The organism is Vibrio sp. Isolate34 (assembly GCF_022397915.1).
In the GTDB taxonomy this organism is placed as follows: Bacteria; Pseudomonadota; Gammaproteobacteria; order Enterobacterales; family Vibrionaceae; genus Vibrio.
The window spans coordinates 62,680-89,454 of sequence record NZ_JAKEUO010000017.1 but is presented as its reverse complement, the minus strand read 5'-3'; the positions used below and the strand labels follow the sequence as shown (position 1 = coordinate 89,454).

At 41.5% G+C, this 26,775-nt stretch carries 18 protein-coding genes and 6 pseudogenes; 2 read left to right on the top strand and 22 right to left on the bottom strand.

The window, feature by feature from the left end; genetic code table 11:
- Positions 1-103, bottom strand: a pseudogene (locus tag L1D22_RS17270) (IS66 family insertion sequence element accessory protein TnpB); the annotation flags it as partial.
- 438 nt (positions 104-541) lie between these two features.
- Positions 542-1,441 (bottom strand): LysR family transcriptional regulator, encoded by a 900-nt coding sequence (locus tag L1D22_RS17265; RefSeq protein WP_239830672.1) that lies wholly within the window; start codon positions 1,439-1,441, stop codon positions 542-544.
- Positions 1,442-1,757: 316 nt separating this feature from the next.
- Here L1D22_RS17265 and L1D22_RS17260 point away from each other — a divergent pair, with 316 nt between their 5' ends.
- Positions 1,758-2,507: a hypothetical protein gene (locus L1D22_RS17260; protein ID WP_239830671.1), complete on the top strand. Its 750-nt coding sequence runs from the start codon at positions 1,758-1,760 to the stop codon at positions 2,505-2,507.
- A 323-nt stretch (positions 2,508-2,830) separates the two neighbouring features.
- Here the strand turns inward: L1D22_RS17260 and L1D22_RS17255 are convergent.
- From L1D22_RS17255 to phhA, 13 genes and pseudogenes are all read right to left on the bottom strand, one after another.
- Positions 2,831-4,114: pseudogene (locus L1D22_RS17255) on the bottom strand (serine hydrolase).
- 253 nt (positions 4,115-4,367) lie between these two features.
- Positions 4,368-4,976, bottom strand: coding sequence for a DUF3299 domain-containing protein (locus L1D22_RS17250; protein WP_239830670.1), 609 nt, complete (start codon positions 4,974-4,976; stop codon positions 4,368-4,370).
- A gap of 93 nt (positions 4,977-5,069) precedes the next feature.
- Positions 5,070-6,590, bottom strand: a complete 1,521-nt coding sequence (locus L1D22_RS17245) for a M20 family peptidase (protein WP_239830669.1) — start codon at positions 6,588-6,590, stop codon at positions 5,070-5,072.
- Between the two features lie 377 nt (positions 6,591-6,967).
- The gene (locus L1D22_RS17240) at positions 6,968-7,843 is read right to left on the bottom strand and encodes an NAD(P)-dependent oxidoreductase (RefSeq protein WP_123300323.1); all 876 of its coding nucleotides are present in this window, start codon (positions 7,841-7,843) and stop codon (positions 6,968-6,970) included.
- Positions 7,840-8,022 (bottom strand): annotated as a pseudogene (locus L1D22_RS17235) (hypothetical protein); the annotation flags it as partial. The pseudogene L1D22_RS17235 and the gene L1D22_RS17240, both read right to left, overlap by 4 nt.
- Before the next feature lie 161 nt (positions 8,023-8,183).
- A complete protein-coding gene (locus tag L1D22_RS17230) occupies positions 8,184-8,900 on the bottom strand; it encodes a YebC/PmpR family DNA-binding transcriptional regulator (RefSeq protein WP_017057670.1) in 717 nt (238 codons plus the stop codon).
- A 96-nt stretch (positions 8,901-8,996) separates the two neighbouring features.
- Positions 8,997-9,206 (bottom strand): DUF3283 family protein, encoded by a 210-nt coding sequence (locus tag L1D22_RS17225; RefSeq protein WP_008216860.1) that lies wholly within the window; start codon positions 9,204-9,206, stop codon positions 8,997-8,999.
- A 183-nt stretch (positions 9,207-9,389) separates the two neighbouring features.
- Positions 9,390-11,666, bottom strand: a complete 2,277-nt coding sequence (locus L1D22_RS17220) for a PAS domain-containing sensor histidine kinase (RefSeq protein ID WP_239830668.1) — start codon at positions 11,664-11,666, stop codon at positions 9,390-9,392.
- The gene (locus tag L1D22_RS17215) at positions 11,659-13,368 is read right to left on the bottom strand and encodes a GGDEF domain-containing response regulator (protein WP_239830667.1); all 1,710 of its coding nucleotides are present in this window, start codon (positions 13,366-13,368) and stop codon (positions 11,659-11,661) included. Before L1D22_RS17215 ends, L1D22_RS17220 begins: the two co-directional genes overlap by 8 nt.
- A gap of 10 nt (positions 13,369-13,378) precedes the next feature.
- A complete protein-coding gene (locus tag L1D22_RS17210) occupies positions 13,379-13,825 on the bottom strand; it encodes a response regulator (RefSeq protein ID WP_239830666.1) in 447 nt (148 codons plus the stop codon).
- A 125-nt stretch (positions 13,826-13,950) separates the two neighbouring features.
- A pseudogene (locus L1D22_RS17205) lies at positions 13,951-14,652 on the bottom strand (IS5 family transposase).
- Positions 14,653-14,867: 215 nt separating this feature from the next.
- The gene (locus tag L1D22_RS17200) at positions 14,868-15,209 is read right to left on the bottom strand and encodes a 4a-hydroxytetrahydrobiopterin dehydratase (protein WP_239830665.1); all 342 of its coding nucleotides are present in this window, start codon (positions 15,207-15,209) and stop codon (positions 14,868-14,870) included.
- On the bottom strand, positions 15,199-15,993 hold the full coding sequence (phhA, locus tag L1D22_RS17195; RefSeq protein WP_017630281.1) for a phenylalanine 4-monooxygenase: 795 nt from the start codon (positions 15,991-15,993) through the stop codon (positions 15,199-15,201). Before phhA ends, L1D22_RS17200 begins: the two co-directional genes overlap by 11 nt.
- A gap of 199 nt (positions 15,994-16,192) precedes the next feature.
- Between phhA and L1D22_RS17190 the strand changes: the two genes are divergently transcribed.
- Positions 16,193-18,199 carry an acetoacetate--CoA ligase gene (locus L1D22_RS17190; RefSeq protein ID WP_239830664.1) on the top strand — a complete coding sequence of 669 codons (2,007 nt, stop codon included), beginning with the start codon at positions 16,193-16,195 and terminating at the stop codon, positions 18,197-18,199.
- A 184-nt stretch (positions 18,200-18,383) separates the two neighbouring features.
- Here L1D22_RS17190 and L1D22_RS17185 read toward each other — a convergent pair.
- From L1D22_RS17185 to hppD, 7 genes and pseudogenes are all read right to left on the bottom strand, one after another.
- Positions 18,384-18,890 (bottom strand): annotated as a pseudogene (locus L1D22_RS17185) (sigma factor).
- Between the two features lie 332 nt (positions 18,891-19,222).
- Complete coding sequence (locus L1D22_RS17180; protein ID WP_239830676.1) at positions 19,223-20,068, bottom strand: EAL domain-containing protein; 846 nt, start codon at positions 20,066-20,068, stop codon at positions 19,223-19,225.
- A gap of 69 nt (positions 20,069-20,137) precedes the next feature.
- Positions 20,138-22,047: pseudogene (locus L1D22_RS17175) on the bottom strand (ABC transporter substrate binding protein); the annotation flags it as partial.
- Between the two features lie 437 nt (positions 22,048-22,484).
- Entirely contained in the window at positions 22,485-23,174 is a 690-nt protein-coding gene (maiA, locus tag L1D22_RS17170) for a maleylacetoacetate isomerase (protein ID WP_239830663.1), read from the bottom strand.
- Positions 23,175-23,228: 54 nt separating this feature from the next.
- Positions 23,229-24,266, bottom strand: coding sequence for a fumarylacetoacetate hydrolase family protein (locus L1D22_RS17165; RefSeq protein WP_239830662.1), 1,038 nt, complete (start codon positions 24,264-24,266; stop codon positions 23,229-23,231).
- 12 nt (positions 24,267-24,278) lie between these two features.
- Positions 24,279-25,409, bottom strand: a complete 1,131-nt coding sequence (locus tag L1D22_RS17160; protein ID WP_239830661.1) for a homogentisate 1,2-dioxygenase — start codon at positions 25,407-25,409, stop codon at positions 24,279-24,281.
- Positions 25,402-26,475, bottom strand: coding sequence for a 4-hydroxyphenylpyruvate dioxygenase (hppD, locus tag L1D22_RS17155; protein WP_123305789.1), 1,074 nt, complete (start codon positions 26,473-26,475; stop codon positions 25,402-25,404). Before hppD ends, L1D22_RS17160 begins: the two co-directional genes overlap by 8 nt.
- Positions 26,476-26,775 lie beyond the last annotated feature (300 nt).

Below are 26,775 nucleotides of genomic sequence, written 5' to 3'. Positions count from 1 at the left end.
AGCTGAGTCCGTGCTGTTCACAGAAAGCACGTTGAGTGATGTTGCTGTGCTCATAGCTTTCTAGAAGAGTTTCCCATTCTTGGTTTGTGCGTCGAATTGCCATTGCAAGTCTCCTTGTGGTTGAAGACCTGATCTTATTACTCGTGCAAAACGATTAGAATGCGGGGTTTATGACGCGCTTACAGTGCATTTGTCGTATCTTGGCGCCGAGAAAAGTAATATCAGTTGTGATGTAAGCCTAGAAAAGCTAGAGGTGCAGGACATTTACTAGATTCAGTTATTGTGCACTTCAAGCTATTAAAGGTGATCTGCACCATCAATACTGGACGCAACGTTAAGCGACTTTCCATACCTTTAGTTATCTATGAGTTGCTAATTTAGGGGAAGCTGTAGCTCATTAATGTCCACAACTTGGATAGACCGATTTTTAACTCGTGGCACTTTATAAATCAAAGTGCCCTAAACAAGTTCATAATAGATAGCTCATCAAGATAAATACTTCTATAGCCTGATAAATTCATCCCAATAAAGTGTCCATTTTTTAGTACGCTGATTTGTTTATATAATAATCAGCGACCTTGATGATCGATTTTTTTACCTGAGCAATTTGTTTTGAATGTGGACACCAAAGGGAGATAGGGACCATTATTTCTTGTTTGATCTCGTCACATTTTATCTCTACCAAATTTTCAGTCACATATTCAGAGTCAATTATCGATTTTGGTAAAAGAGCCCAGCCAAAATCATCTTGGACAAGCTTAACAATGACTGCTAATTGATCAACATATTCATGTTTCGAAGAAACAACAGCCTTCTCTGTCATGTTATCGTCGACCATAGATTTCAGTACAAATTGGCGTAAAGACTTCATCGTTGAGAGCGTTTCGTTTGAAGGCTTAGCCGATAATTCACTTCCTGCATGAGCAAATGGAACAAAAGGCATATTCCCTAAAAAAGTAAAATCAATACTATTGATCACTTTGCTTTCGTATATGTTCACAATCCCAAAATGGATGCTTCCATCTTCAATTCCTGCTTTTATTTCTGGTTTCGTCCTGACCAAAAAATTAACGCGCATGGATGGGAAGTCTTCATAAAGCTGTCGACGAATTTTAGAAACAACGTGATGAGGTAAAAAGCTCGCATAAGCAATCGTCACCGACTCTAACCCGCCAAATGAAAGACTCAATGCAAATCTATCAAGCGTTTTTGCCTGCTCTAGTATTTGCTTTGCGTAATGATAAAGGAGTACTGCATCTTCAGTGGGTTCGACACTGCGGCTCAACCTATCGAATAGAGTGATCGCTAACTGGTCTTCTAAACTCGTGATGACTTGTGCAACCGTTGTTCGGTGCTTGTTTAATTTTATCGCCGCTTTACTAAAAGCTTGTTGTTCATATACCGCAACGAAAGTATTTAATTGTTCAAGACTAAAGTTCATGTTATGCCCTGCAAGCCCTCATATTCGATAATAAATCTTACCACCAGAATCTATATTAACCAATACAGTGTCTGTTTCTCTTATCAAACAACACATTTCTATCAACATGCTCTAACTTCAATTCTAGATATCTTCCAAAATACACTTTACTAATATATTTTTTACCACGAGAAACCGCTCTCCCCCCCTTTCCCGACGCTGTTTGGATGACAATGATGGTTTAAGCCCATCGCTAGCGAGTTAATGAGTCTAAAAACCTTATGTAAAGTTGCGTCATTGCTTCAGCAACTTAACTTAAATAATTCAGGAACTTTCCATGACTAAACTCAAAGTGACCGCTTTGTCTACGGCTTTACTTGCTACCATTTCTATTTCAGCATTTGCTGATGACACTCAAAAAGTTGACCCGTCCGATATGACTCGCGCTAGTACTAATATGTATGTGGCAACCAACAACATAGGTGATCTAAAGCTATCGGGCGCTCTATCATATACTTATGACAACGGGCAGATGTCTATGGTCACATTGGAAGGCTCAATGGATAATGAAGGTAAATATAAAGACAGCCGAGCTCAATACTTCCATGTGTTCAATGTAAATAATGCCATGACACCTCGTGTAGCCGCATCATTAGATATCATTGATAATGCAAGCTTTACTACAGCTGCAGTCGGTGGTATTGCTATTTTTAGAACTCCAATAGACTCCCTGACCTTTTTTGGCCGCGCAGCAGTGATGGGCGGTGAATATTCAGACAACACAACTAGTGCCTTCGGTGTGACAGACAATAGCATCGTAGGTGGTATGGCTGCTGCTTATGCAGTTTGGAAGCCGGGCGCCGATGGTACTTACTTTGCAGCCTACCCAGAATTTACGTACATGGATGGTGATATTGAAACGAGTACTGTTAAAACCACCCTACTCGCAGCAACTCCTTTTTCGGCAGACAAAACACGTTGGGGACAAGTCAAGGTTGAAAATACTTATGGAAGCATGGAATCAACCAATCAAAAACTAGACATTGACGACACCGTGGTTTGGTTCCAATACAAAGTATTCTTCTAAAGCGACAAAAATCCACAATACGTTCAAAGGCGAATCGAGAGATTCGCCTTTGAACGTATTGTTTTCCTTACACCCTCTCACTCTTCTTTATTAAAATAGCCACGATTTACTACTCAGTTCGGCCTTACCACAAGCGATAATGGATCGCTCTGTAAATGTAAAGATATCGTGATACTTAATTACGCACTCACAGGGAATCAATAACCAAGCTCAGCAAACAAAAAAACGCCAGTCAGGCGACTGGCGTTACAAAAAAATAAAACTTATTCAATGTCCAAACCTATCAATGATTAACCACATTAGGTGGCAATCACCGTGCATAATTAGCGGCTAAAATATTTAGCAATCTCACGAGCATAAGTTTCTTCTTGGTTTTTACCGTCACTGGTTGAAAAGAAAGATATAACTAAATCTTTTTCTGGTGAAATATACATACCTTGACCGCCAACACCTGCCTTGAATAAATCGCCGTCCTCAAAGATTGCATCAAATTGATAACCATTCTTGATGTTTGTGTCGTTGTAGAAAGAGTTTTCCATCATCTTACCCACATAACCACCACCGTAAGCTTCTGGTTTACCAGAGTCTTGAATTAACGTAATGACTTCTTTGCTAACACCACCATTGCCCAACTTTGTGGCTGACGGAGTAAGTAACATACCGAATTTAGTCATATCTTCAATTGTGGTATTCATTGAGAAAAACATTAAAGGGTACCCCCCTTGTGGAGAAACAACAGTATAAGCGTCATTATTGGCCCCCATCTTCTGCCACATATCACGACTGACAATCTCATTCATGGGTAAGTTACGAACGTTCTCAATAAGTCGTGCTAGAACAAACGTATTAATTGAATTGTATTCGAATGTTTTTCCGCCCGGTGCTCTTCGCTTCATTTCAGCCAGCACTTCAAGTGGGCTTTGGTTGCCTTCACCTTCAAACACACCAATGGAAACCGCCCATTTAAACCAAGGTTGTTCTGGATTTATACGTGAGTCAGCCTCTGGCTCATCATGCTCTGTTGCGTTCAAGCCTGTCGCCATATTTGCAGTATCAGAAACGGATACGGTATCCCAGTCAGATCCCTTTAATTCAGGAATGTATTTAGAAATAGGATCACTCGGGTTAACTTTCCCCTCGTTGACCAATTTAGCCAGCTCGATACCTACTGTTATTTTTGAATTTGAAAACCAATTATGCTTGTCTGTTTTTCGCATCGTGTTGTAACGCTCAAAGACAACCTCTCCACTCTTAACAACAAGAAAAGCATCGACAGGGTAGGAATCTAGGTGTTCATTTAGAGTTTTACTCTCACCGTGTACAGTCGCTGATATTTCACCAATATTTTGATCAATTTGATATGGGAATTGATAAACAGGTCCATCACGTTCAATTTGAGCGGTAGGGTAGAAACGACTTAGGTTCTGCCAAGCAAACTTGGATTGCTCGATAGGAAACTGAAGTTTAACTCGATTACCTTTTTTCAAGAAAAAGTCATGAGTGTTTTAAACATCTGTATTTGTAGATAATTCATTAACGCTCTCATTGGCAAACGCTGAGCTTGCAGATAGAGCCGTTACTATGGATATAGCGATTAGGTTTTTCATATTGGTTTTCCTATGGGTATATAAGTGCTGTAGGGCGAACTGAATGCAAAAGCTGCGAGCCAGTTGCCTGTATAAATACAGACACGGTATAAGGAAAACGGAATAACGCCTCATCGCCTCCGATGGATTGCTTCCATCAAAGATCAAAGTGGGGAGCATGAAAAGAAGTGAGTTAGACGGCACATAGTGAGTCGACTGAACCTTACTATTCCCCCGTTAGTCACCCTTTATATTCTAAATTAGTTGATCAGATTTAGTGATAAAGCTCAATATCCGACGCATCAATGACGTATCCAGTTTGAATATCTTGATTGCCATCAGAAAGTGCAACTGACGTATCAACCGCCCCTGTTTTAATGTTCCCTGTCACCCATACTGGTGTGTATAAACTTTGCAATTCATGGCCTTCGGGAAATTCGACCAAAATCGTTTGGTTTACAGGTGGGGGAGGTGTGTGAATGCAAGCCCCTGCAGTTGGCACTAAAATGAACTGCGTTCCTATTAAGCCTTCCATTTCGAGCGGGACTAAAAACCCGGCTAATTTCATATCGTTAATACTAAGGTCGGGAACAATATCGTTCATTTGTTGTGTTCTTTGTACAAGCAGATCACGTACGTTTAAGCCAAACTTTTCAGCCAATACCACGCGTTGATTGTATCCATCTTTTTCCATTGGACTTAACTGACGAGTTTTTTGAACAGCCTCGTAGGCGTAAATCTCAGAAAGTAGTGCCTTATTCCCAGGAGAAAGAACCTGATACTGATTCTGCACAGGTCTTAATGACTCCCAAGATATCGTTTCAGCCGCTTGTGTGAACAAACTAAAACAGCAAGCCATAACCATTAATAATGTATTTTTCATGTCAATATTTTCTAATAAGAATAAGAGCCAATGAACAAATGGCTAAGAAAATCTTAGCCACTGTCTCGTTTATATCAGTCAATAATATTTGAATTACAGATTTTCGAGGTTATCCATTAGTTGGTAGAAGAACCCAATAGAGCGGCCGTATTCTTCAACTAAGATACGTTCGTTCACGCCGTGAAAGCCTTCGAATTCTTTTACGCTTTCTAATTGTATCGCCGTCATTGTATATACATCAGGGGCAAAGTCTCGGGCTTGGAAGTGTTTAGAGTCTGATCCACCAATGACAAAGAACGGTGAAACAATCAGGTCATTACCCCAAGTTTGACGAATCGTTTTTTCAAGCATCGCGTAGCCAGGACCACTTGGGTCCGCAACATTCGTTGCTGGTGTTGATGCTGAGATATCACGTATTGTTATGCGGTCATCGCCAATGGCTTTTTTCACATGTTCAATAATCACCTCAGGAGTGTCACCCGGCATCGGTCTAAAGTTGACAACGGCGGTGGCTGCTGGTGGCAATACATTATCTTTGATACCGGCATTAAACATAGTAACGGCGGTTGTTGTATGAAGCATGGCACGAGTCACTTGGTTTTCTGACATTACTTCAATGAACTTTTGTTCTAGATCTGTCACGGTATCGTTATTGCCATAAGCAACGGCTTTATAGAGTGGTTGCTGCGCTTCTGGAAGTTCCGGCCCCATGTATCGATATTGGTATCTCACCGCATCGTGAATTTTGTAAGGGAATTGCGCTGCTTCAACTTTCTCAACTGCTTTTGCTAACGCGACAATATTCGATTCTTCGCCCGGTTGTGATGAGTGACCACCAACACCATTGATAGCAATCTCAAGACTAACGAAGCCTTTTTGGGCAATACCGATTAATGCTGTATTTTCACGAATGCCAGGGAATATTCCAGGGACCAATGGCGCAGATTCGTCCATAACAAACGCGATTTTTTCATAACGTTGTTCAATGATATCAGCAGCGTGCTTCGCGCCTTCAGGCCCACCTACTTCTTCATCGTGACCAAAAACAAACAAAATGGTACGTTCAGGTTGGAAGCCTTCTTTTAGCTTCATTTCAGTGGCTTCTAAAAGTGCCTGAAGTTGGTTTTTATCATCTAAAGAGCCGCGTCCCCAGATATAACCGTCTTTAATCACTCCTGAAAAGGGCTCTTCTTTCCACTCATCGCGAGACTCTTCTGCAATTGGTACAACATCTTGGTGCGCCATAAAGATAGCGGGAGCAAGTGATGGATCTTTACCTTCCCAAGTGTAAATTAAGCTGAAAGGACGCGGGTCACCGACTTCTTCTCGCTTGAGCGTTTTGTGCACTAATGGGTACGATTCTTCAAGAAACTGGTGGTAGTCACGAAAAGCCTGCTCATCAAAATCACTGCGGTCTTGGTTAGAGATAGTTTGAAACTGAACCGCTTGCGATAAACGTTGCGCAGCGCCTTCTATATCAACTTGAATGTCGACTTTTTCGACACCTTGCATTTGCATCGAACTAAAGTCTTGCTCGTCAGCCCATACTGAAACACTAGCGGTCAATGCCAAAGCAGAAGCGATACTGGTAAAGAGTTTTGATGGTTTTGTCATGATTTGAAGCCTTAATTAGATGAAAAGTAAATCTGTGTTTTGGTTTATGCGGTAATTATTAACCAACAATACGGACCAAACCAATCTCTAGCGATGGACTGCACCCATCAGAAGACGTCGGGAACAATTTTTAAGGGGGTGAGTAAAATTAGACATTACTTTGTAGGGGCGAAAAGTTTTTACAGTCTCGGAAATGATCCAAGCTCATCTTGTGATATGAGATTTGCAACAAGATTTTGTTCGATGGTGAGTTTCAGAACAAACTCTTTCACGTATTTCTAAGTGAGTACAAACAAAAATAGCCGCTAATCAGCGGCTATCTTTAGTTATTTAAACGAAGCTTGTATTACTTCTGTCTTGCTACTTCTTTGTCTCTTCTACTTCTTCGTCTCTTCAACCACAGCTTTCATCAATACTGACGTATCCATGCGGCCTTGTCCTTGGGCAGACAGTGCCTTGTAGGCGTTGTTTGTCTTTTCCGTCAATGGCAGTTGAATGCCTTGACGCTCTGCTTCATCTAGGCAGAAACCTAAATCTTTGATCATCCAATCAATTGCGAAGCCGAAATCGAACTTGTCTTGCGCCATTGTGGTAGCACGGTTTTCCATCTGCCATGAACCTGCTGCGCCGTTTTTAAGGCAATCAACCAGCGTTGGGATATCCAAACCTGATTTTTCAGCCAGTACCAAACCTTCAGATAAGCCATTCAATACACCCGCGATACAGATCTGGTTAACCATTTTCGCGCGTTGACCTTGGCCTACTTTACCCATCAGAACTGACGATTTACCGTAAGCTTCAAATACAGGTTGAAGGTCGTTGAATAGCTCTTGCTCACCACCACACATGATAGTTAGCACGCCATTTTCTGCGCCCGCTTGACCACCAGACACTGGTGCATCCATGAAGCGAACACCTGTTTGCTTCGCAGCGACTTCAAGCTCTTCAGACAGGATTGCAGACGTTGTGGTGTGGTCAACAAGAATCGCGTTTGGCTTCATTGCCGCCAGTGCGCCTGTTTCGCTGGTTGTCATGCTGCGCACGTCGTCATCGTTGCCTACACAAACCAATACTACGTCGGCTTCTGCGACACACTCAGCCACGCTCTCAGCGGCTTTACCTTGGTGTTTATCAGCCCAGTCTAATGCTTTGCTATGAGTGCGGTTATATACCGTTACCTCAAAACCGGCTTTGACTAGGTGGCCTGCCATTGGGAAACCCATGACACCTAGCCCGATAAAACTTACTTTCATTTCTTTCTCCTTTTCATTTGACTGAACTCATCACTATGAACTGATTGAAAACATTCAATCAAAGCGTCGATGAGCAAGGTCAATGCCTTCGGCTGATATTTTCTTTCTTTGTACACTAAATACGCTTGGCGATCACCCCGATGATACTCGGGGAGTACTTGAATCAGGTTCATGTCGGGATAAGACTAACAATAACATGAGGTTCAGCGACAAATCACGATCGGAGAGCGCTTTATCAACCGAACATCATGGAACGATGATCAAGGTAAATCAGGAATTATACCCATTAAAAAACCGAGCACTAGGCTCGGTTTTTTAATAACTGTTGTTACTGTAAAGATTACAGCTCAGCGTTGTGGTAAACCTGCTGAACATCATCACAGTCGTCAAGCATGTCTAAGAACTTCTGGAACTTCTCAGAATCTTCTTCAGCTACTGGTGTAGTCGTTTGAGGAACGAAAGTGATTTCCTCAACGTCTAGCGTTAGCTCTGGGAACGCAGTGTTTAGTGCAGTCTTCGTTTTGAAGAACTCAGTCGTTGGAGCGAATACAGTGATAACACCGTCTTCTAGCTCAACGTCAGTCACATCTACGTCTTCCATCATTAGCGTTTCTAGGATGATCTCGTCATCTTCGCCTTTGAACTGGAATACAGCTTGGTGAGCGAACATGTGAGAAACAGTACCTTCAACACCGATTTTCGCGCCAGTCTTAACGAAACATTGGCGAACGTCTTGGAAAGTACGGTTGCCGTTGTCAGTTAGACAGTCAACGATCACGCTTGTGCCACCTGGGCCAAAACCTTCGTAACGAGCTGGTTGGAAGTCTTCACCGCCGCCGCCGTTCGCTTTATCGATCGCTTTGTCGATAACGTGAGCTGGTACTTGGTCTTTCTTCGCCTTAGCAATCAGGTGCTTAAGAGGTAGGTTCATGTCTGGGTCAGAGCTACCGTTCTTAGCCAGTACGTAAATCTCTTTACCGTATTTAGAATAAACTTTAATTTTTGCGCCTGCAGTTTTCGCCATTGAGGCCTTGCGCACTTCAAAACTTCTTCCCATCGGGATCTTCTCTCTGATTCAATTAACGGTGCAAATTCTAGCAAATTACTGTGTCATTTCAATTCTACAGCATTGCTGGGCAAGGTTTGTCTGCGTTTATGCGACACCCATTACCCGTTTGTATTTTTCTACAGACTGTTCAAACCACACCTTTTCATCTGGGTCACCTAGCTTCATTGCTTCTTCAACAATGGCTTCAGGGCCACATTTCGCTTGCTTCAGTTTCCATACAAGAAACGATGCTTGCTTATCCAGTTCGATTTTATTTTTCTCGCTGGGTGGAAGGAGTGAAAGGTTGATAGACATTGTTAGCCTTCGTCTGTAATACACTTGGCCGAGAAATATATCATAGAGCAGGCTCATAAAACCAATACTATGAGCAATAGTGGGGGTTGTAGGACGAGAAAGCGGCAAGTCACTGATGCAGGTCAAGCTAGTTTGGGAAAGTGCGATGAATAGCCAAGGAACAAGCTAAAGACTCTCGCTAATTCATAATTCTTCTTCTTTGTTCGCATCTTGGTTTTTAAGCCTATTTTCATCGCAAGAATATCTACCTAGGCTTGAGTTTTCGAGGTGTACCTCTTTAGATGGCCGACCTATACTAGAGTCTGGCCAGGTAAAAATAAACAAAGCCCCACGGCAATTACGTTCGCTAATTTCAATTGTTCCCCCAAAGTTTTCCACAATTTTTTTTACGACGGCTAGCCCCATTCCACTACCTTCAACTTCATCTCTAGGTCGTAATGTTTTAAACAAGCCAAAGACTCGCTCCCTATGAATAGCATCAATTCCTGGACCATCGTCTTCAAATCTAAACTCAATAAAATCACCCTTTTTTTTCGCAGACACAGTTATCACACCAGCTCCAAGGTCATGATGCTTGATTGCATTAGTAATCAAATTCCTAATTACGACTTCAAAGGGGGGCTTTAAACCCATGAAAGTTGGCATGTGTCCATTGAGTTTAAGTTGAAATGAAGCATCGATACAATTTAAATAAAACATATCTTGGATTAAAATACTCGAGTCAATTAAAACTTCGTTTCCAGTTTTCTTTCCAGCTTTCGCAAAAGCAAGTAAATCATTAAGTAAAGACTCTAGTCGGTTGATTCTACTTCTCATCAGTCTAAGGTTTTCAGACGAATCCTGATCAATAATATCCTTCAAATCTTCTTCTAACCAAGATGCTAGCTGATCAATAGCTGTCAGTGGTGATTTTAGATCATGCGATGCGACATACGCAAAGTCGTCTAATTCTGAATTCCTTTTAGATAACTCTTCAACCATTTCAAGGTGTTGTGAGATATCCACAATAGCTGTTAAGATCTTGATCCCATCGAAAGTATCTATAGTATTAAGACCAATTTCTACAGGAACCATCTCGTTATTCTTTTTCAATGCTTTGAGACTTTTACCTTTACCCATTTCCCTTTTTATCGGAGCTTGAATATAGCTTTCTCTTGACGATATATGAGAATTTCTCAAAGTATGTGGAATAAGTATTTCTATAGACTGCCCAACTATTTCCTCTTTATTATAACCAAACATATTCATAGCTTCATCATTGACTAACTCTATATTTCCTTGTATATCTGTTAAAATTATTGATACAGGAGATGAATTTACAATTTGACTAGTAATTAAATCTAAATGTTTTTCCATCTTAGATTCAATCATTTCCTTTTTGACATTAAAACGCTTTATTAAGTATGTAATAAAAAAAGATATCAATAAAATAATAAAAAGCATTCCTATGAAAGAATAAATACCAAACTTGATAGAGTCATATAATATTTCTTTTACTGGTCGCATTAAAATAAGTGTAATTTTTTTATTATTATCTAAATTTATTTCACTCTTCTTATAAAAGAAAACATCATTGCTAAATTTACTTACATTTCCATTTTTATAAGCATAGCCTTCTGAATCGAATTCAAATTCATCTTCTAACCTAACCGAACTCCCCAAATCGGAACCAAAATTATAATTATCATCAGGATGAACAATGTAGTCCCCATAATTGTTAATTAAATAAGATTGGAGGTTATATTTATAATCTGAAATGTTTTTGAATTGCTCCAACCAATTTGTCATAGAAAAATTTAACACTAACTGGCCAAATAAATCACTGTCTCTAGCGTATACAGGCATACCTATCCTAAGTGTAGGAGTGATAGGAAAAGTCACGCGACCATACTCTTTATTTAGGTTTATATCTGAAATAAATATTTCATTTTTTTTTAATTTCGATATTGATTTAAAATAATCTCTATCGGATTTTTTTTGTAATTTTTCTTTTCGCACAGGTAAAGCATCAGTATTAGTTTTATTTACACGAACTAGTTCTAATCCGTGATTATTCATACCTATTAATCTAGCTTGAGTCACATTTTCTTTTGCTAATAAATAAGCAACAAATGAATTAGCAAGACTCTCATTAAAAACTTCCAAAGAAGTGGAATTCATCGATTCGTATTTACCTTCAATTATTCCATTAATTGAAGGTAAAGAAATAAGGTAACGAAGATCTCGCTTTGTTACTTCCAACCAACTATTAAACAAATCAATATTATAATCTAAAATATTTGATAGCTCATATAGTGCTGATTCTTTTTCATCTTGATATATTTTTTTTTGATAATGATAAGAAAATGAAATTAATAACATGACCAATAAGACCATAAATAACATATACATGTACTTTTTTGTCTTTTTTAATAAATATATATATCCAGAAAATCTCTCAGCAGCCATATTTTCAAACATTAAAATATTTTTCCTCAAAATCATTGGATTTCAATGCCCGATCAAAGAAAAAGCCTTGTAACAAGTCACAGTTTAAACTTTGACAAAATTGCACTTGCTCTTCAGTTTCAACGCCTTCGGCAATTACTTTAAGATCTAAAGCATGGCCGAACTTAACTATTGCGCTAAGTAAATGTTTATCACTTTCTAGTAACTTATCCACCCCCATAAAACTTCGATCTATTTTCAAAGAGTTTATGGGAAATAACTTGAGATGATTGAATGATGAGTAGCCTGTACCAAAATCATCTAAAGACAATTTAACTCCTAAATCAGAAATTTCAGACAAAATAACTGCTACTTTATCTGTGTTCTCAATCACTATATTTTCAGTAATTTCCAACTCTAGAGAGCTAGGATCTAAGTCATATTTTATTATTGTGTTACTGATGGTATCTATCAACTCTATATTATCGAATTGAATCGCCGATAAATTTACAGAAATAATGAAATCCAGTAATTCAACATTTTTTGTTTTTTTCCAGAGACTCAACTGTGCACAAGATACTTCCAAAACCCATTTTCCGATTTGAGGCATTAACCCCGCCTCTTCAGCTATATCAAGGAAATCTCCAGGAAGTAATAACCCTAACTTGGGATGATTCCAGCGAAGTAATGCTTCCGCACCTTTAATTATTCTAGTATTAGTATCAATTTGCGGCTGATAGCAAACTTCAAGTTGTTCCAACTCAATTGCGCTTTCCAAATCCTTAGCCAACTCCATACGTCGCATGACAATAGAGTGTAAGTTCTCTGAGTAGAAGTGGCACTGATTACGTCCATCTTCCTTAGCCCTATACATTGCAATATCAGCACATTTTAACAGTCCACTACTATCAGGAACTAAGCTCCCTAGAGTAGCAATACCTATACTACATGTTATTTTCCACTCTATAGCCCCGAGATCAAATGGTTGCATCAACACATTAAAAATTCTTTTTACAAGTAAGGCCGCCTTTTCCTCATTTTCCATGTCGTTTACAATAATGACAAATTCATCGCCACCAATACGTGCCAATAAATCAGAATCTCGCACCACCGAATTTAATCGTTGTGTAACCTGAATAAGAAGCTTATCTCCTACTATATGACCAAACGTGTCATTGACTTCTTTAAAGTGATCTAAATCCAGTAGCATTAAAGCCAATGTTCCCTTTCTTTGAGCTGATTTGACCGAGCTCTGTAACACTCTATTGAGCATATAACGATTCGCCAAACCAGTAAGAGCATCTAATTCAGCCTGCTTTCTAAGTTCATGTTGAGTTTCCAATAACGTAGCTTCCAGTTGATATCTATGTCGCGCTTGGTGAATAACGCGTTTCAACCTCTCTGGTCTAACTTCGTCTTTTCGTAAAAAATCTTGAGCGCCAAATAAAATAGCTTCTTCCGATAATTTCTCGTCGTCTTGATGACTAAGCATGACAATAGCTGTTTGCTCTGATTTTAAATCACGTATTTTTTTGAGTGTATTTAAACCATCTGAATCAGGTAATACGTAGTCGAGTAAAATAAGGTCTAGTTTCGTTGACTTGGCAATCTCTAAACCCATTTTTGCTGTTGAAGCTTGTAAGAAATCAACAGAAGGGCTTGATCCACGTAATGCTCTTACAATAGATTTCCTATCAAATTCATCATCATCAATAATTAATAGTTTTAGTCCCATGATAATCCCTCTAAGCCTTTTCCATTGGGATTTCCACTACTTTCCAGTAATGGTCTAACAGTTCTATTGCTTTTGTGAAGCCATTATCAATATGATTTTTAACCATATATCCTGCTACATGTTTTGAGTATGCAGCCGTTTTGTCTCGATCATCTTGGGATGTTGTTAATACAAAAACGATTGAATTTGAAAGTTCTTGGTCACCCCTTATTTCTTCTAGAAATTCGATTCCGTTCATTCTAGGCATATTGATATCAAGAAGAATAAGAAAAGGGCGAGGGATTTTGCCTTCACATCGAAGCATACTCAAAGCCTCAACGCCATCCTTAGCTCTAATCATAGGGTTCGCTACTTTAAGGTTATTTAAAGCTCTCGCCACAGCTTTTACATCTACATCATCATCGTCGATTAGAAAAATAGTTACAGGTTGGCTATGAGGTTGAGAATGTGTGTCCATAAGTCCCCAATTAATATGAGTTATATTTCATATTTCAATATAGCAGCAGTTCTGAGTATGGCAATATTTGTCAGAAACTTACCTTCATAATTAGGGCGTATTGATCTTTGCTGTACATTTCGCGTTCAACAATACATCGGTAGCCACATTAACATGAATGCCAGCGATAACATGCTGGCATAATTCCTTTCTAGCTTGTCATATCTACTTGAAATAGCTCGATAATACTTAATTCTCCCAAAGGCATTTTCGACCAAGTGACGATATTTGTATAGACACCAATCCATACTGTCTTTGTCTATATCTTGTCCGTAATTGCGTTTAACAATGACCTTTTCTCCGCCACGTTCCTGAACAAAAGTACGGAAAGGTTCGCTCTCATATCCTTTATCACAAACGATGGTATTAACTTCATCGAGTTGCTCAACTAAGCTTTCGGCATGCACTATATCGTGGCGTTGTCCCTCTGATAAATCAAAGCAAATCGGCAGGCCACCACTATCTACGGCTAAGTGAATTTTGGTTGAGTTGCCCCCGCGACTTTTGCCTATTTTCTGAGCTTTCAGTAGCGGCACCTGTACTATGTTGATGAGCTCTAACTATAGAGCCATCAAGAAATACCCATTAAAAATCAGCCATGCTAGGTAAGCTTTTGAAAAGATTATCTAAAATCACTTTCTTTGACCAAAGATTAAATCGTCTGTAAATGGTACTCCGAACTCAGAGGGTAGATCCCGCCAAGGAATACCTGTTCTCATTCGATAAAGTATTCCTTCAAATGTCATTCGATGTTCAGTTTTATCGCAAATACGACCTGTACTTTTCATAACTTGGAGTAGCAGCTACCAGCGAATATCAGTTAGCATTGTTCTTGGCATGGTATTGGTTATGGTTTTACTTTTGGCGAAGCAAATTATAACTCTTTACCATGCTGTTCAAAAAACACTCACGAAAGATCAACACGCCCTAGATACTGCCAGCTTAGATTCATAGATTATCGACCTAAGCTAATCAGCCAAGCTTAGTCAGTAAAGCTTCTTTTTTAGCTCGCCAAATCTATTAACACATCGCAGCGTGAGGCGCAGATGAAATCATTTTTGTGGAGGCCTTTGATTGAGTGGCTCCACCAAGTAACGGTGACTTTGCCCCACTCCAATAAGATCGAAGGGTGATGGAATTCTTCTTCTGCTAACTCTGACACTTGGTTGCTGAATGCCCATGCTTGCTTGTAGTTCTTAAACTTAAACACCTTCTCAAGCTGTGGGATGCCGTCTCTTTCCATGATCTGCCAATCAGACAACTCCAATAGTAAAGATTGTTGCTCATTTTTACTTAGGGCAATCGCGTCGATACTGCAGGCTTCGCATTTTTGTTCATTCAACATGTGTTGGTTCCTTGGGTTCAAAAAGTGGTGGTAGTAACCCCGCATCAATCGCGAGATCAGCTTGCTGTAATAGGTTTTCCTGACTGATTTTGAAGAGCTCAGATAGCTCGTCGATCACGTAATATTTCGGCTGCATGATGTCGATGCGGTAAGGCGTTCTTAACACTGTTTGCAGATCGAACCGCTCGCGAACGGCCAAATCCCCTCCCAACGCATACATGGTTTCCGCCGGAGACGAAAGAATGCCACCACCATATATTTTCAGTTGTTGGCCTTCTTTTACTAAACCGAACTCGACCGTAAACCAATACAAACGGGCAAGATAAGCGCGTTGCTTCGATGTCGCCGCTTGGCCTAGTTTTCCATAATGCTCAGTGAATGCTGCGAAATCCGCATTAGTCAGCATGGCACAGTGACCAAAAATTTCATGAAAGAAATCAGGTTCTTGTAAGTAATCGAACTCGTCTCGCGTTCTCAAAAATGTCGCCACTGGGAATTTCTTATTCGCGAGCAAATCAAAGAAACGGTCAAAATCGATTAACGCCGGAACAGGCTGAACTTGCCAACCTGTTGTTTCCTTTAGCACTTTGTTTATCTCTGGAAGCTGGGGAACTCTGTCTAATGGCAGATCCAGCAGGGTCAAACCGTGCAAATAGGCATCACAAGCTCGGTCACTAATAACGTCCAGTTGCCTTTTCACCAAGTCGTGCCAAATGGCATCTTCTTCGAGGCTCCACTCAACCCATCCCTCTTGGCTCACGGGCTTAGAATGATATTGAGTCATTACACACCTCCTTTCGAATGTCTCACTTTAAGCCTATCTCCACTCCTTATAAGCGCCAATTTGCGTGATTTTTCGAAACAGGCGATCGTGTAACATTTTATTTACACAATTCCAGCAAGCGCTTATTTTGCTGAACTTTTGACTTTGTAAAACCTAAATACCAGACTGAAAACGTTAATTTTTTGTTAAAGGTAAAGGAATGCACGAAAGCAATAAGCCCATTTGGCAGCCCAGTGAGCAGCGTATCGCTGATGCCAACTTAACCCGATTTATCGATAGCCTTGAACAGTCTGGGTTAAACCTAGATAGGGACGTAAAAAGCTACGCCGAACTCCATCAATGGTCTGTGGATCAGCCGGAATCGTTTTGGCAAAACGTGTGGCAGTTTTGTGGAATGGTTGGCTCGCAAGACTGCATTAATAAAGCCGAAGACGAACGCATCAAAATCCAAGGTGAAAGCCGCTGGCAGCAGCCTAAATCGAATCGTGATGCGGTTTGGTTTCCCAATGCACAAGTAAACTACGCCGAGAACTTGCTGTGTTTGGCACACACCATGCCTGATGAGCTTGCGATTTGGTTTGAGAATGAGCGTGGCGAACAACAGAGTTATACATGGAAAACCCTGTGTGAAGCGGTCTCTAGCGTTCAGCAATGGCTTGTCGATAGCGGAGTGAAGCAAGGTGATGTGGTTGCTGCGTATACGCCCTACCTGCCACAAACCGTAATAGCGATGCTGGCAGCCACCAGCTTGGGCGCGATTTGGACATCAACCTCTCCTGACTTTGGTGTCGAGAGTGTGATTGAACGATTTGGCCAAGTGAAACCCAAGGTGCTGTTCACCTGTGATGGCTACACCTTCAATGGCAAAACATTCGATATGACGGACAAGAACCGTGAAATCATCGAGCACTTAACCGAGCTAAAACAGGTGTGTCAGATCGGATATTTGGGAAGGAATGACTTTGAAAATGATGTATCGACCCGAAGCTGGCACAGCATCATCAATCATTATCAGCCACAACCTGTACGATTTGTGCGTGTCGGCTTCAATGAACCATTGTTTGTACTCTACTCTTCCGGCACCACAGGCAAGCCAAAGTGCATTGTTCACTCTGTCGGTGGCACCACCATCAACCACCTAAAAGAGCATCAGCTTCATTGCGATGTTAAGCCAAACGATCGCGTGTTCTACTACACCACTTGTGGTTGGATGATGTGGAACTGGCACGTCTCTGCGCTTGCTAGTGGTGCTTGTTTGGTGATCTTTGATGGTAGCCCTGTTTACCCGCAACCCAATGTACTGTGGGACTTGGCACAACGCGCCGATGTGTCGCTGTTTGGCACCTCAGCCAAGTATCTAGAAGCAATCGAGAAGGCAGAGCTCTCACCTATCGACAACCATTATCTTCCCCACTTAAGAACACTGTGCTCAACGGGTTCTGTGCTCTACCCAGAGCAGTTTGATTATGTTTACAAACACATCAAACAAGACCTGCATTTAGCGTCGATTTCTGGTGGTACGGATATTTGTGGCTGCTTTGTGTTGGGTAACCCTATCTCGCCAGTGTATCGCGGTGAGTGCCAGCAGGCCGGGCTCGGCGTCGACATCAAGGTGTTCAATTCGTCTGGTCACAAGGTCGATCACGAACGTGGTGAACTGGTGTGCACAAATTCCCTCCCCAACTTCCCTGTTGGCTTCTGGAATGACACAGGGAGGCGCTACCACAGCACTTACTGGGACAGGTTTGATAATGTGTGGCATCACGGTGATGAAGTCGCACAGAGCGTGCATGGCGGCTATCTGTTCTATGGGCGAGGCGACACCACACTCAACCCCGGTGGCGTGCGAATTGGTACTGCCGAGATCTACCAGCAAGTGAACACCATTGAGGGCATCATCGATTCCATCGCCGTCGGTAAAAATGTCGACCGGAATGAGCAAATTTGGTTGTTCGTTCAACTGCAGCAAGGTGTGTCTCTAAATGAAACGCTATTGGCCGCCATTAAGCACAAGCTCAAGTCATCTTGTTCACCAAGGCATGTGCCGAGCCAGATTTTTGCGATCAGCGACGTGCCAAAAACACGCTCTGGTAAATTGGTGGAGTTGGCAGTGAAGCAGGTCGTGAATGGCAAAGATGTAGAAAACCTCGGAGCAATCGCTAACGCCGAGGTTCTAGAAGAGATAAAGCGTGCTGTTTCGTTGTAGATTCCCCTTTTGTAAAGCCCAAATATCTAAAGCTCGGCGCTATATGAAATGATGAATTACACAAAACATTTATAGGGGATCCATCTCAGATATAGTATTGACTTCTCCATAACAAATTACTTCTCTAGGTAGGAAGTTTGTTGGGTACAAAATTAGTACTGGCCAAGTTTGAACGCTACTCTTTTTAGCCTTCTTCAACTTGATATGGCTTAAAACAACAGACGCCTGTTTGGTCTTGAGTTACCTTGCATTCACTCACCAAAATGGTTTTGAGTTCTATACGGGCGCGACGTAAACGTGCCTTCACGGCTGATACGCTAAGCAGGTGTTTCTCTGCGTAGTCTTTTTGTGCCATGTCGTTGAGGTCACATTGCTCTATGACATCACGTTCTTGCTCGGTGAGTTTGACCAAGGCAGCGTTGTAGTTGAACCATCACAGGGAAATATCAATGGGCATCACAAACTCTTCGATGCCTACCGAATGTATTTTCCGTCTTAGCAGCTCAACAAGGTGGTTTCTGGTCATCTTAAACAACCATGATTTGCCTTCCTGCAATGTACAGAAACGCTCACTATGCCCCATAGCTTTCAAAAACACTTCTTGCATGATGTCTTCTGCTTCGTGCGGATTTTGAGTCTGTTTTAGTAGCCAGTCATAAAAACCAGGTTCTGCATGATTCCACGCATTCATCAAACATTTCATTCTTGAATCTCGATTATCCGTTGCGTTGGTGTAAATCGGAATGGCACTGAGTGTCGCGAAAGGATGCATACTTTTTAAAATTATTTTGGGGTTGCTCTTTAAAAGCTTCATTTCATTACAATGATAAAGTCAAAAAAACTGTTCAACCAGCGACTGCAGGTCATGGCTAAGGCTCATTTATAAAGGGGCGCGAATATAACGTTAGATTGAAGAGATGGTGTATCGTCACTTCTTTAATTAGATCCATGAGTCTATTTTAATAATAATAACAAAGCCCCATTAAACATATGAGTTATGTTTAATGGGGCTAGAGAGTATGCTTATAGAGGGGGCAAAACTAGGTTTCTCTCAATTGAGTCAGTAATATTACTTGAAGGTGTTTGCCTAGATACCCATTCTAAGTAATCTACTTCGTTTAACGGTTTAGATATGAAGTAGCCTTGAAAGGTATCATACCCCAGGGCTTGTAGAGCTTTTAACTGCTCCAAGGTTTCAACACCCTCGACGACAGGCTGTAGGTTTAATGCCTCACAGAAAACTAAAATCCCTTTTAAGATGCCACGCTCGGCATCTCTAATTGTGTGTCTTACAAACCTCTGATCTACTTTTAGAGTGTTAATTGGTAATTGCTGTAAATATGTTAGTGTCGAATAACCTGTACCGAAATCGTCGATAGAAAACGAAACCCCAAACTTTTTACATTCTTTTATTGATTTTGCCGCCGTCTCTATATTGTCTACAGCGTGAGTTTCCAATATTTCAACTTCAAGTAAAAGTAGATTCTTTTCATTTCCCTGTATTGCTTTTTCTTTAAGTATTAGAGCAAGCTCTTTAGCTATAAAAGAATGTGATATATTAATACTTAAAGGGAAATGATAGCCTATTGAGCGCCAGTGTTGAATTGTATCAAGGGCTTTATCAATTACCCAATTATTAAGAGTGTCGGACAAACCAAGCTTGTAGATCTCAGGTAAGAATTGTCCTGGTCCAAGAAGTCCCTTAATCGGGTGGTTCCATCTGATGAGAGCCTCACAACCGACTAACGAGTTATCCCTAGTACAAACTTTGGGTTGGAAGTAAAAGATGAATTGATCGTCATTTAACCCTCGAAGTATCTCATTCTTTATGTTGTGTTCATTTAATTCAATTCTGTCACCGTCATGCAAAAAGTAAACTTGGTTTCGGCCTTGTTTTTTCGCTTCATAAAGGGCAAATTCAGACTGTCTTATTAATTGTTCAGGTTTTGCATATGTTTCGTCCGGAAAAGTACTTATACCAGCACAAATTGTGAGTTCGCATTGAGAGCCTTGATGTGTAAATTTTAGCGGGAGTTGATCCTTAAAGTAAGAAAAGTCATTATATACATCATCACTTAACCTTTCGAGAATGATGTAAAATTCATCCCCCCCAAACGAATTACTGTTCCTTCTCCTTTCGTTAGCTCTATTATTTTGTTGAAAAAAAACTCTAGGAAGTCATCACCATATGTATGCCCAAACTTCAAGTTAACATGCTTGAAATTGTCAATATCTATAACAGCGAGAAGGAGTGTTGAAGAGGTATTGACTGCTCTAGACATAGCATCAGATAACTGTGTATATAAATCGACTCGATTGACTAGGCCATGTGTAGGGTCAAGGTAAGCGATTTGCTCAATGATCTTTTCTTGTTGTTTAAGCTTCGTAATATCAGTCGATGCACCACATAGAGCATACACGTTACCACTTTTGTCAAATAATGGCACCTTACGCGTGTTTACTGTTTGTTGCTGCCCAGAGTCTCTTCGCCAGTACGTTTCTATTTCACAATACTGGATACCAGTTGCCATAACACTTTTGTCGATAGTATTAACTTTATTGGCTATCTCTGGAGGAAAAAAGTCTATATCCTTTTTACCAGATACAGCATCGATATCTTGGTTGAACTGCTCGCGCATCTTTTTATTAGCGTATGTATAAGTTCCGTTTCGATCTTTTAAGTATATGTAATCATCAACCGTATCTAAGATCGATTTAAGTTTGAGCTGTTCCTTGTTAAGAATATTTTTTCTGATGAGTACGTATGATAATAATACAAAGAGTACTGTTACTGTCAATATTAATGCTATAGCGATAGTATCTTGATATTTTTTGTAAATAGGTTGTGGCTTGTTAATATAGATACTATTAAGAGGAAGATATTGGGTCGCTATGTTATGTTTTTGCAACTGTAAAAAATCAAAATAAGCAGTGGTAGGGGCATTATTTATAATATTTGATAATTTAACATTACCTATTTTAAGCGTTTTTAAAATTAACTCCCCTGCGATAAAACCTTGTATCTCATGGCTCAAAATGATGCCACCAATAGCTCCTTGGCCGATACCGTGTTTGTATGGGTGGTAGATCGGAGCTTCTGTATTGTTAGCAATAAATGTGAGTGACTCTTCAAAATTCAAGAGATCACCATTGGAATCTTTATATGCTGATAGAAGTAAGATCGGATCTCTGTCGGTGTTCAACACAGAAATTTTTTCTGATGCTTCTTCCCATGTCAAATATGATAAGTCTAAAATTTGGAGTAATTCGCTTGGATACTTTATCTTACTTTTCAGTTCAACCAAATCAGCTTGACCAGAAGTTGTTGAGTCCACAATAACTGTTAATTTATTTATTTTAGGGTGGATAGATTGAATTAAATTAACATTTTCCTCTAAAGGTGCATGCTCCATAACACCTTTAATGTCAGTGCTTTGAGATAAAATAGTCGACTTTTTTTGATCATTCACTCCCATGAATACTATAGGAATATCTTTAAATAATTCTTCCCTGTTATTGATTACAAAATTTAGGGCATTGTCGTCCGTACTCAAAATCACGTCGTAGCTTGCTTTTGATACCTTAATTTTGTGTGATAATGAAGCTTTAAAGTTATCTATGTTAGTTTTCTCAGAGAACCGTTTAGAATCCATATAGTGAACATCTAGTTCAATATTTTGTCCTTTTAGGGCATTGTTTAGCCCTGTTTCAATCGGTTTATACGAAGGGAAATTTGTGTGATACGAGTGTATTACTAAAGCGTTCCATTGTTCTTTAGCGTAAAGCGAGTGACTTAAAACAATGCTTATGATTGCAAGGCATAGCTTCCAATAGCTGTTTAGTTTCAATTTAATCCCCTTGTTCCTGAACGATAGTTAACTGAGGTCTTTCTCTCTCTGATCCTTCTTGTCAATCAAAGTAAACTTTTAACGTAATTATTGTTCTATATTAGCATTGGTCAAAATCGTTCTAGTGATTCTACCCTTTTATGATTATAATTGCATATCATCAGAAATACTATTAATCGCTATATCATCTACTTATAATTAAAGTCTTGCTAGTATGATTTTTCTTAATTGTATACTAAATATTGATTGTTAAGGTGTTGTTTACGTTGCACTTCATTAATTTTTTGCCTAACAAGTAGATAACACATCTTTATCCATACGACTTATTGGCGCAAAGGCAAATATTTACTATGAAGTCATGTTTATCCCGAATAAAAGTAAGATGGTGATATATAACCAGTGATAGTCGAAATTAGCCGTAAAGTGTTGCTATACGTTTACGTAAGTACATTCGCATCCGCTTGATTCTCTGGCATTGCCTCAATAAACGCAGGTAACTGATTACACGCTTCGACAATCGAGTTAATTAGCGGATAAGGCGACATATCAACGCCAAAACGCAGTGCATTGTAGACTTGCGGCACTAAGCAAATATCGACGATACAAGGAGAATCAGTAAGGCTATATACCGAGTCGCCATGCGCTTTTCTGTGCTTCGCCAACTTTTCTTCTAGAGCATGGAAACCCTGACTCATCCAGTGATGAAGCCAATCCATTTTCGCATCTTGTTCACACGACAATTCTCTCTCCAAATACTGCAACACTCGCAGATTATTAAGAGGATGAATTTCCATCGCAATATCCTGAGCCATCGCCAACGCTTGATAGCGCAGTGGTGTTTGCCCAGGGATCAACAAGGTGTCTGGGCTGCTCTCACACAAATAGTTTTCGTCCAAGTATTGCAAAATCGTCAGCGACTGATTGAGTTGAACGTCACCATCCACCAGTACTGGCACTAATTCACTGGCATTGAGCTCACGATATTTTGGATCATGCTGCTCGCCGCCATTACGCACCAAATGCACCGATTTCGACTTATAGCTAAGTTGCTTTAGGTTCAACCCAATACGCACTCGATAGGCTGCCGAAGAGCGCCAATAACCATAGAGTGTGATCTTCTTGTTCATAAAGAGCCCTCGTTCATAACGCGCCTCTCTGTAGTTTTACTCTTGTCTCTATCACTATCGTGGTCTATATTGACTGACTTTTTGGTCAATCGCGCCAAAGATCGAGTCACCTGCCGCATCGAACATCTCTAGACGAATCGAATCACCAAACGACATGAATTGAGTTGACGGTTTGCCATCTCGAATCGTCTCTATCATGCGTACTTCAGCAATGCAGGAATAGCCTACACCGCCCTCGGCAATTGAGGTGCCGTGGTCAGTGCCTTGCTTATTCGACACAGTGCCTGAGCCAATGATCGCTCCGGCCGACAGTGGACGAGTCTTCGCAGCATGGACAATCAGCTCAGCGAAACTAAAGGTCATATCCACACCGGCATTTGGACAACCAAAAGGGGTGTCGTTGTAGGTTGAAGTCAGTGGCAGGTGCACTTTGCTCCCTTTCCACTGTTCACCCAGCTCATCGGGCGTAACAGCAACCGGAGAGAACGCTGAAGAGGGCTTAGACTGGAAGAAACCAAAGCCCTTAGCGAGCTCAGCCGGAATCAAGCCACGTAAAGACACATCATTCACCAACATCAGCAGACGAATCGAATCATGCGCTTGCTTAGCGCTAGCACCCATCGGCACATCTCCGGTGACAACCGCAACTTCACCCTCGAAATCGATACCCCATTCGTCACTAGCAAATTCAATATTGTCACGTGGACCAATAAAGGCATCTGAGCCGCCTTGATACATGAGCGGGTCAACCCAGAAGCTTTCTGGCATTTCAGCACCACGAGCCTTACGCACCAGCTCAACATGGTTTACATACGCACTGCCATCTGCCCATTGATAAGCGCGTGGCAGAGGCGATTCACAATATTGAGGCGCAAACACTTCACTGCCCGTCACATGGCCAGTGTTGAGCGAGGTGTATAACTCCTCTAGCAGAGGTGCAACGCTTTCCCAGTTATCCAGAGCGACTTGCATGGTTGGCGCCAGATGCATCGCGTGGAAAATCTCCGTCGCTGGCACACACTGTTTGAGGTCTCTACTCACGACCATCAACAGGCCATCGCGAGTGCCATTTTTCTTGGTTGCTAATTTCATCCTTGTTGCCCCTTACTTCTCTTGCCAACTGTAGACATATTCTTTGTTCTCAACACTATCGAGTTCATCGGAAAACTGCAGTGCATGGCGGGTATCGATCATCACTGCCACTTCGTCGGTGAACTTTTTCTTATACGCTTGTCCAGCCTTAAAGGCTTTCGGGTGAGGTCCATGAGTGAAACCCGCAGGGTGGAAAGTCACCATGCCAGCTTCAATATTGTCGCGACTGAAGAAGTCCCCTGCGTGATAGAAAAGCACTTCGTCGTAATCATCATTGTTGTGGTAAAACGGCACTTTCAGCGCACCGGGGTCGCTCTCAATCGGGCGCGGCACAAAGGTACACACCACGAAGCCTGCGCCAACAAAGGTCGTGTGTGCAGAGGGTGGCAAATGGTAGCGATGTGACATCAGCGGTCTGATATCGCGCCAGTTCACTTTCACCACAGCCAAATCACCATGCCAGCCAATCGCGTCTAAAGGATTAAACGGATAAGTGATCACGCTGACTTTGTCGTGGCGTTTCACCTGAACTTGGGTTTGATCTTCGGAGTACTGATCGCGGAATTGATCGTTGATCGACGGGATCTCAAGAACCGCCGGATCAAACACTGCGTGATTGCCGACCATGCCTTTCTCTGGCAATGAGTAAGCCGCGTCGGTGTTCTCAATCATCAAGATGAACATCGGCTCGCTCGGCTCCAAACGCCAGTTGGTCGAGCGCGGAATCATCACGTAATCCCCTTCACTCACCTCTAAATGACCATAGTCGCAATAGAGATCTGCCCTACCTTGGTGAATGAACAGTAGCTCATCGCCATCGGAGTTACGTACCAAGAAATCCATCTTCTCATCCATGCGCCATACGCGAATTTTGCAGTCCGCGTTATGCAAAAGATGAGGCACAGCCCAAGGGGTTATCTGGCTGGCTTTTTCCACCAGCGTAAAATCAAAAGCGCGAGGGCGTAAGTCGCCCTCCCACTCTGACCAACCTGTTGGGGCATGTTGGTGATGAAAGTGAGCGGCAGGGCCGAAGAAACCACTTCGACCCGCCTCTCGCTCATAGATGGCCTCTTCAGGGAAGTCGGCATGCGCTTGTTTAGAGCACACCCCCTCCCGATGAGGAAACGAGATCCATTTATGCATCGTCTAGTACTCCTCGACGAATCTGGTCCTCTTCAATCGATTCAAACAGCGCCTTGAAGTTACCTTCGCCAAAGCCTTCATTGCCTTTACGCTGAATGATTTCAAAGAACACAGGCCCGATTACTGTCTGTGTGAAAATTTGCAGCAAGATGCCGTCTTTGGTCGGCGCGCCATCAATCAGAACACGTAGGTCGCGAAGCAGGTCGGTGTCTTCCCCGTGGCCTTTCACACGGTCGTCAACTTTCTCATAGTAGGTATCTGGGGTTGGCATAAAGTCCATGCCGCGATCACGCAGAGTCTTCACCGTTTTGTAGATGTCATCCGTAGCGAGGGCGATGTGCTGGATGCCTTCGCCGTTGTATTCGCGAATAAACTCTTCAATTTGTGATTTGTCGTCTGAAGACTCATTGATAGGGATGCGGATTTTGCCACATGGTGAGGTCATTGCGCGGCTCACAAGGCCTGTCAGCTTACCTTCAATGTCGAAGTAGCGAATCTCACGGAAGTTGCCGATACGCTCATAAAAACCAGACCACAGGTCCATATTGCCTTGTTTCACGTTGTGCGTGAGGTGATCGATCTCGTAAAGGCCTACGTCGGCTTTCGCCATGCGCTCTTGCGCGTCATCATAGAATCGGAAATCAACGTCGTAGATGCTCTGCTTGCCGTAGCGATCCACAAAATAGAGCAGGCTTTCACCGATGCCGTAAATAGCAGGAATGCTCAGCTCCATAGGCCCTATTTCTGTTTTGTACTCTTCACCACCGCCGCTGAACGCTTGTGTCATTGCCGCAGTTGCATCGTTCACACGAAACGCCATGCCACATACCGAAGGGCCGTGAACTTTAGCGAACGCTTCAGCTTGGCTGTGTGGTTGTTCATTGACGATAAAGTTGATGTCACCTTGTCGATACAGCCAAGCCTCTTTTGAACGGTGCTTAGCGATCTCGGCAAAACCAAGTGACACAAACAGCGCTTTAAGTTGCTCAATTCCCTTGTGGTCGACAGCTGTGTATTCAACAAACTCGAATCCATCCGTACCAAGCGGGTTGTATGACTCCACCATGAACTTTCTCCTTGTACCTATTGGTTTTGTGTTACGTGATTTTTGTCCTTAATTAAATTTGGCCCACAAGCGGAAAGATTGGAATGGATGGAAGGAAATGGGCAATAACGCTAAAAACCCGTCAAGTTGTAAAATATTTGTTACACAAAGAGCCTCGCAACAACAAAATGAGTGCTATCAAGGGATTGAAAGATGGTGGTTTGATTTACAGCTGAGGAATAGATGTTATTGAATTGTTACACATATAAACTTTTAAGCGAAAGGGATAAATTCGACTTAGTGCCGCCTTCGATGTTATCG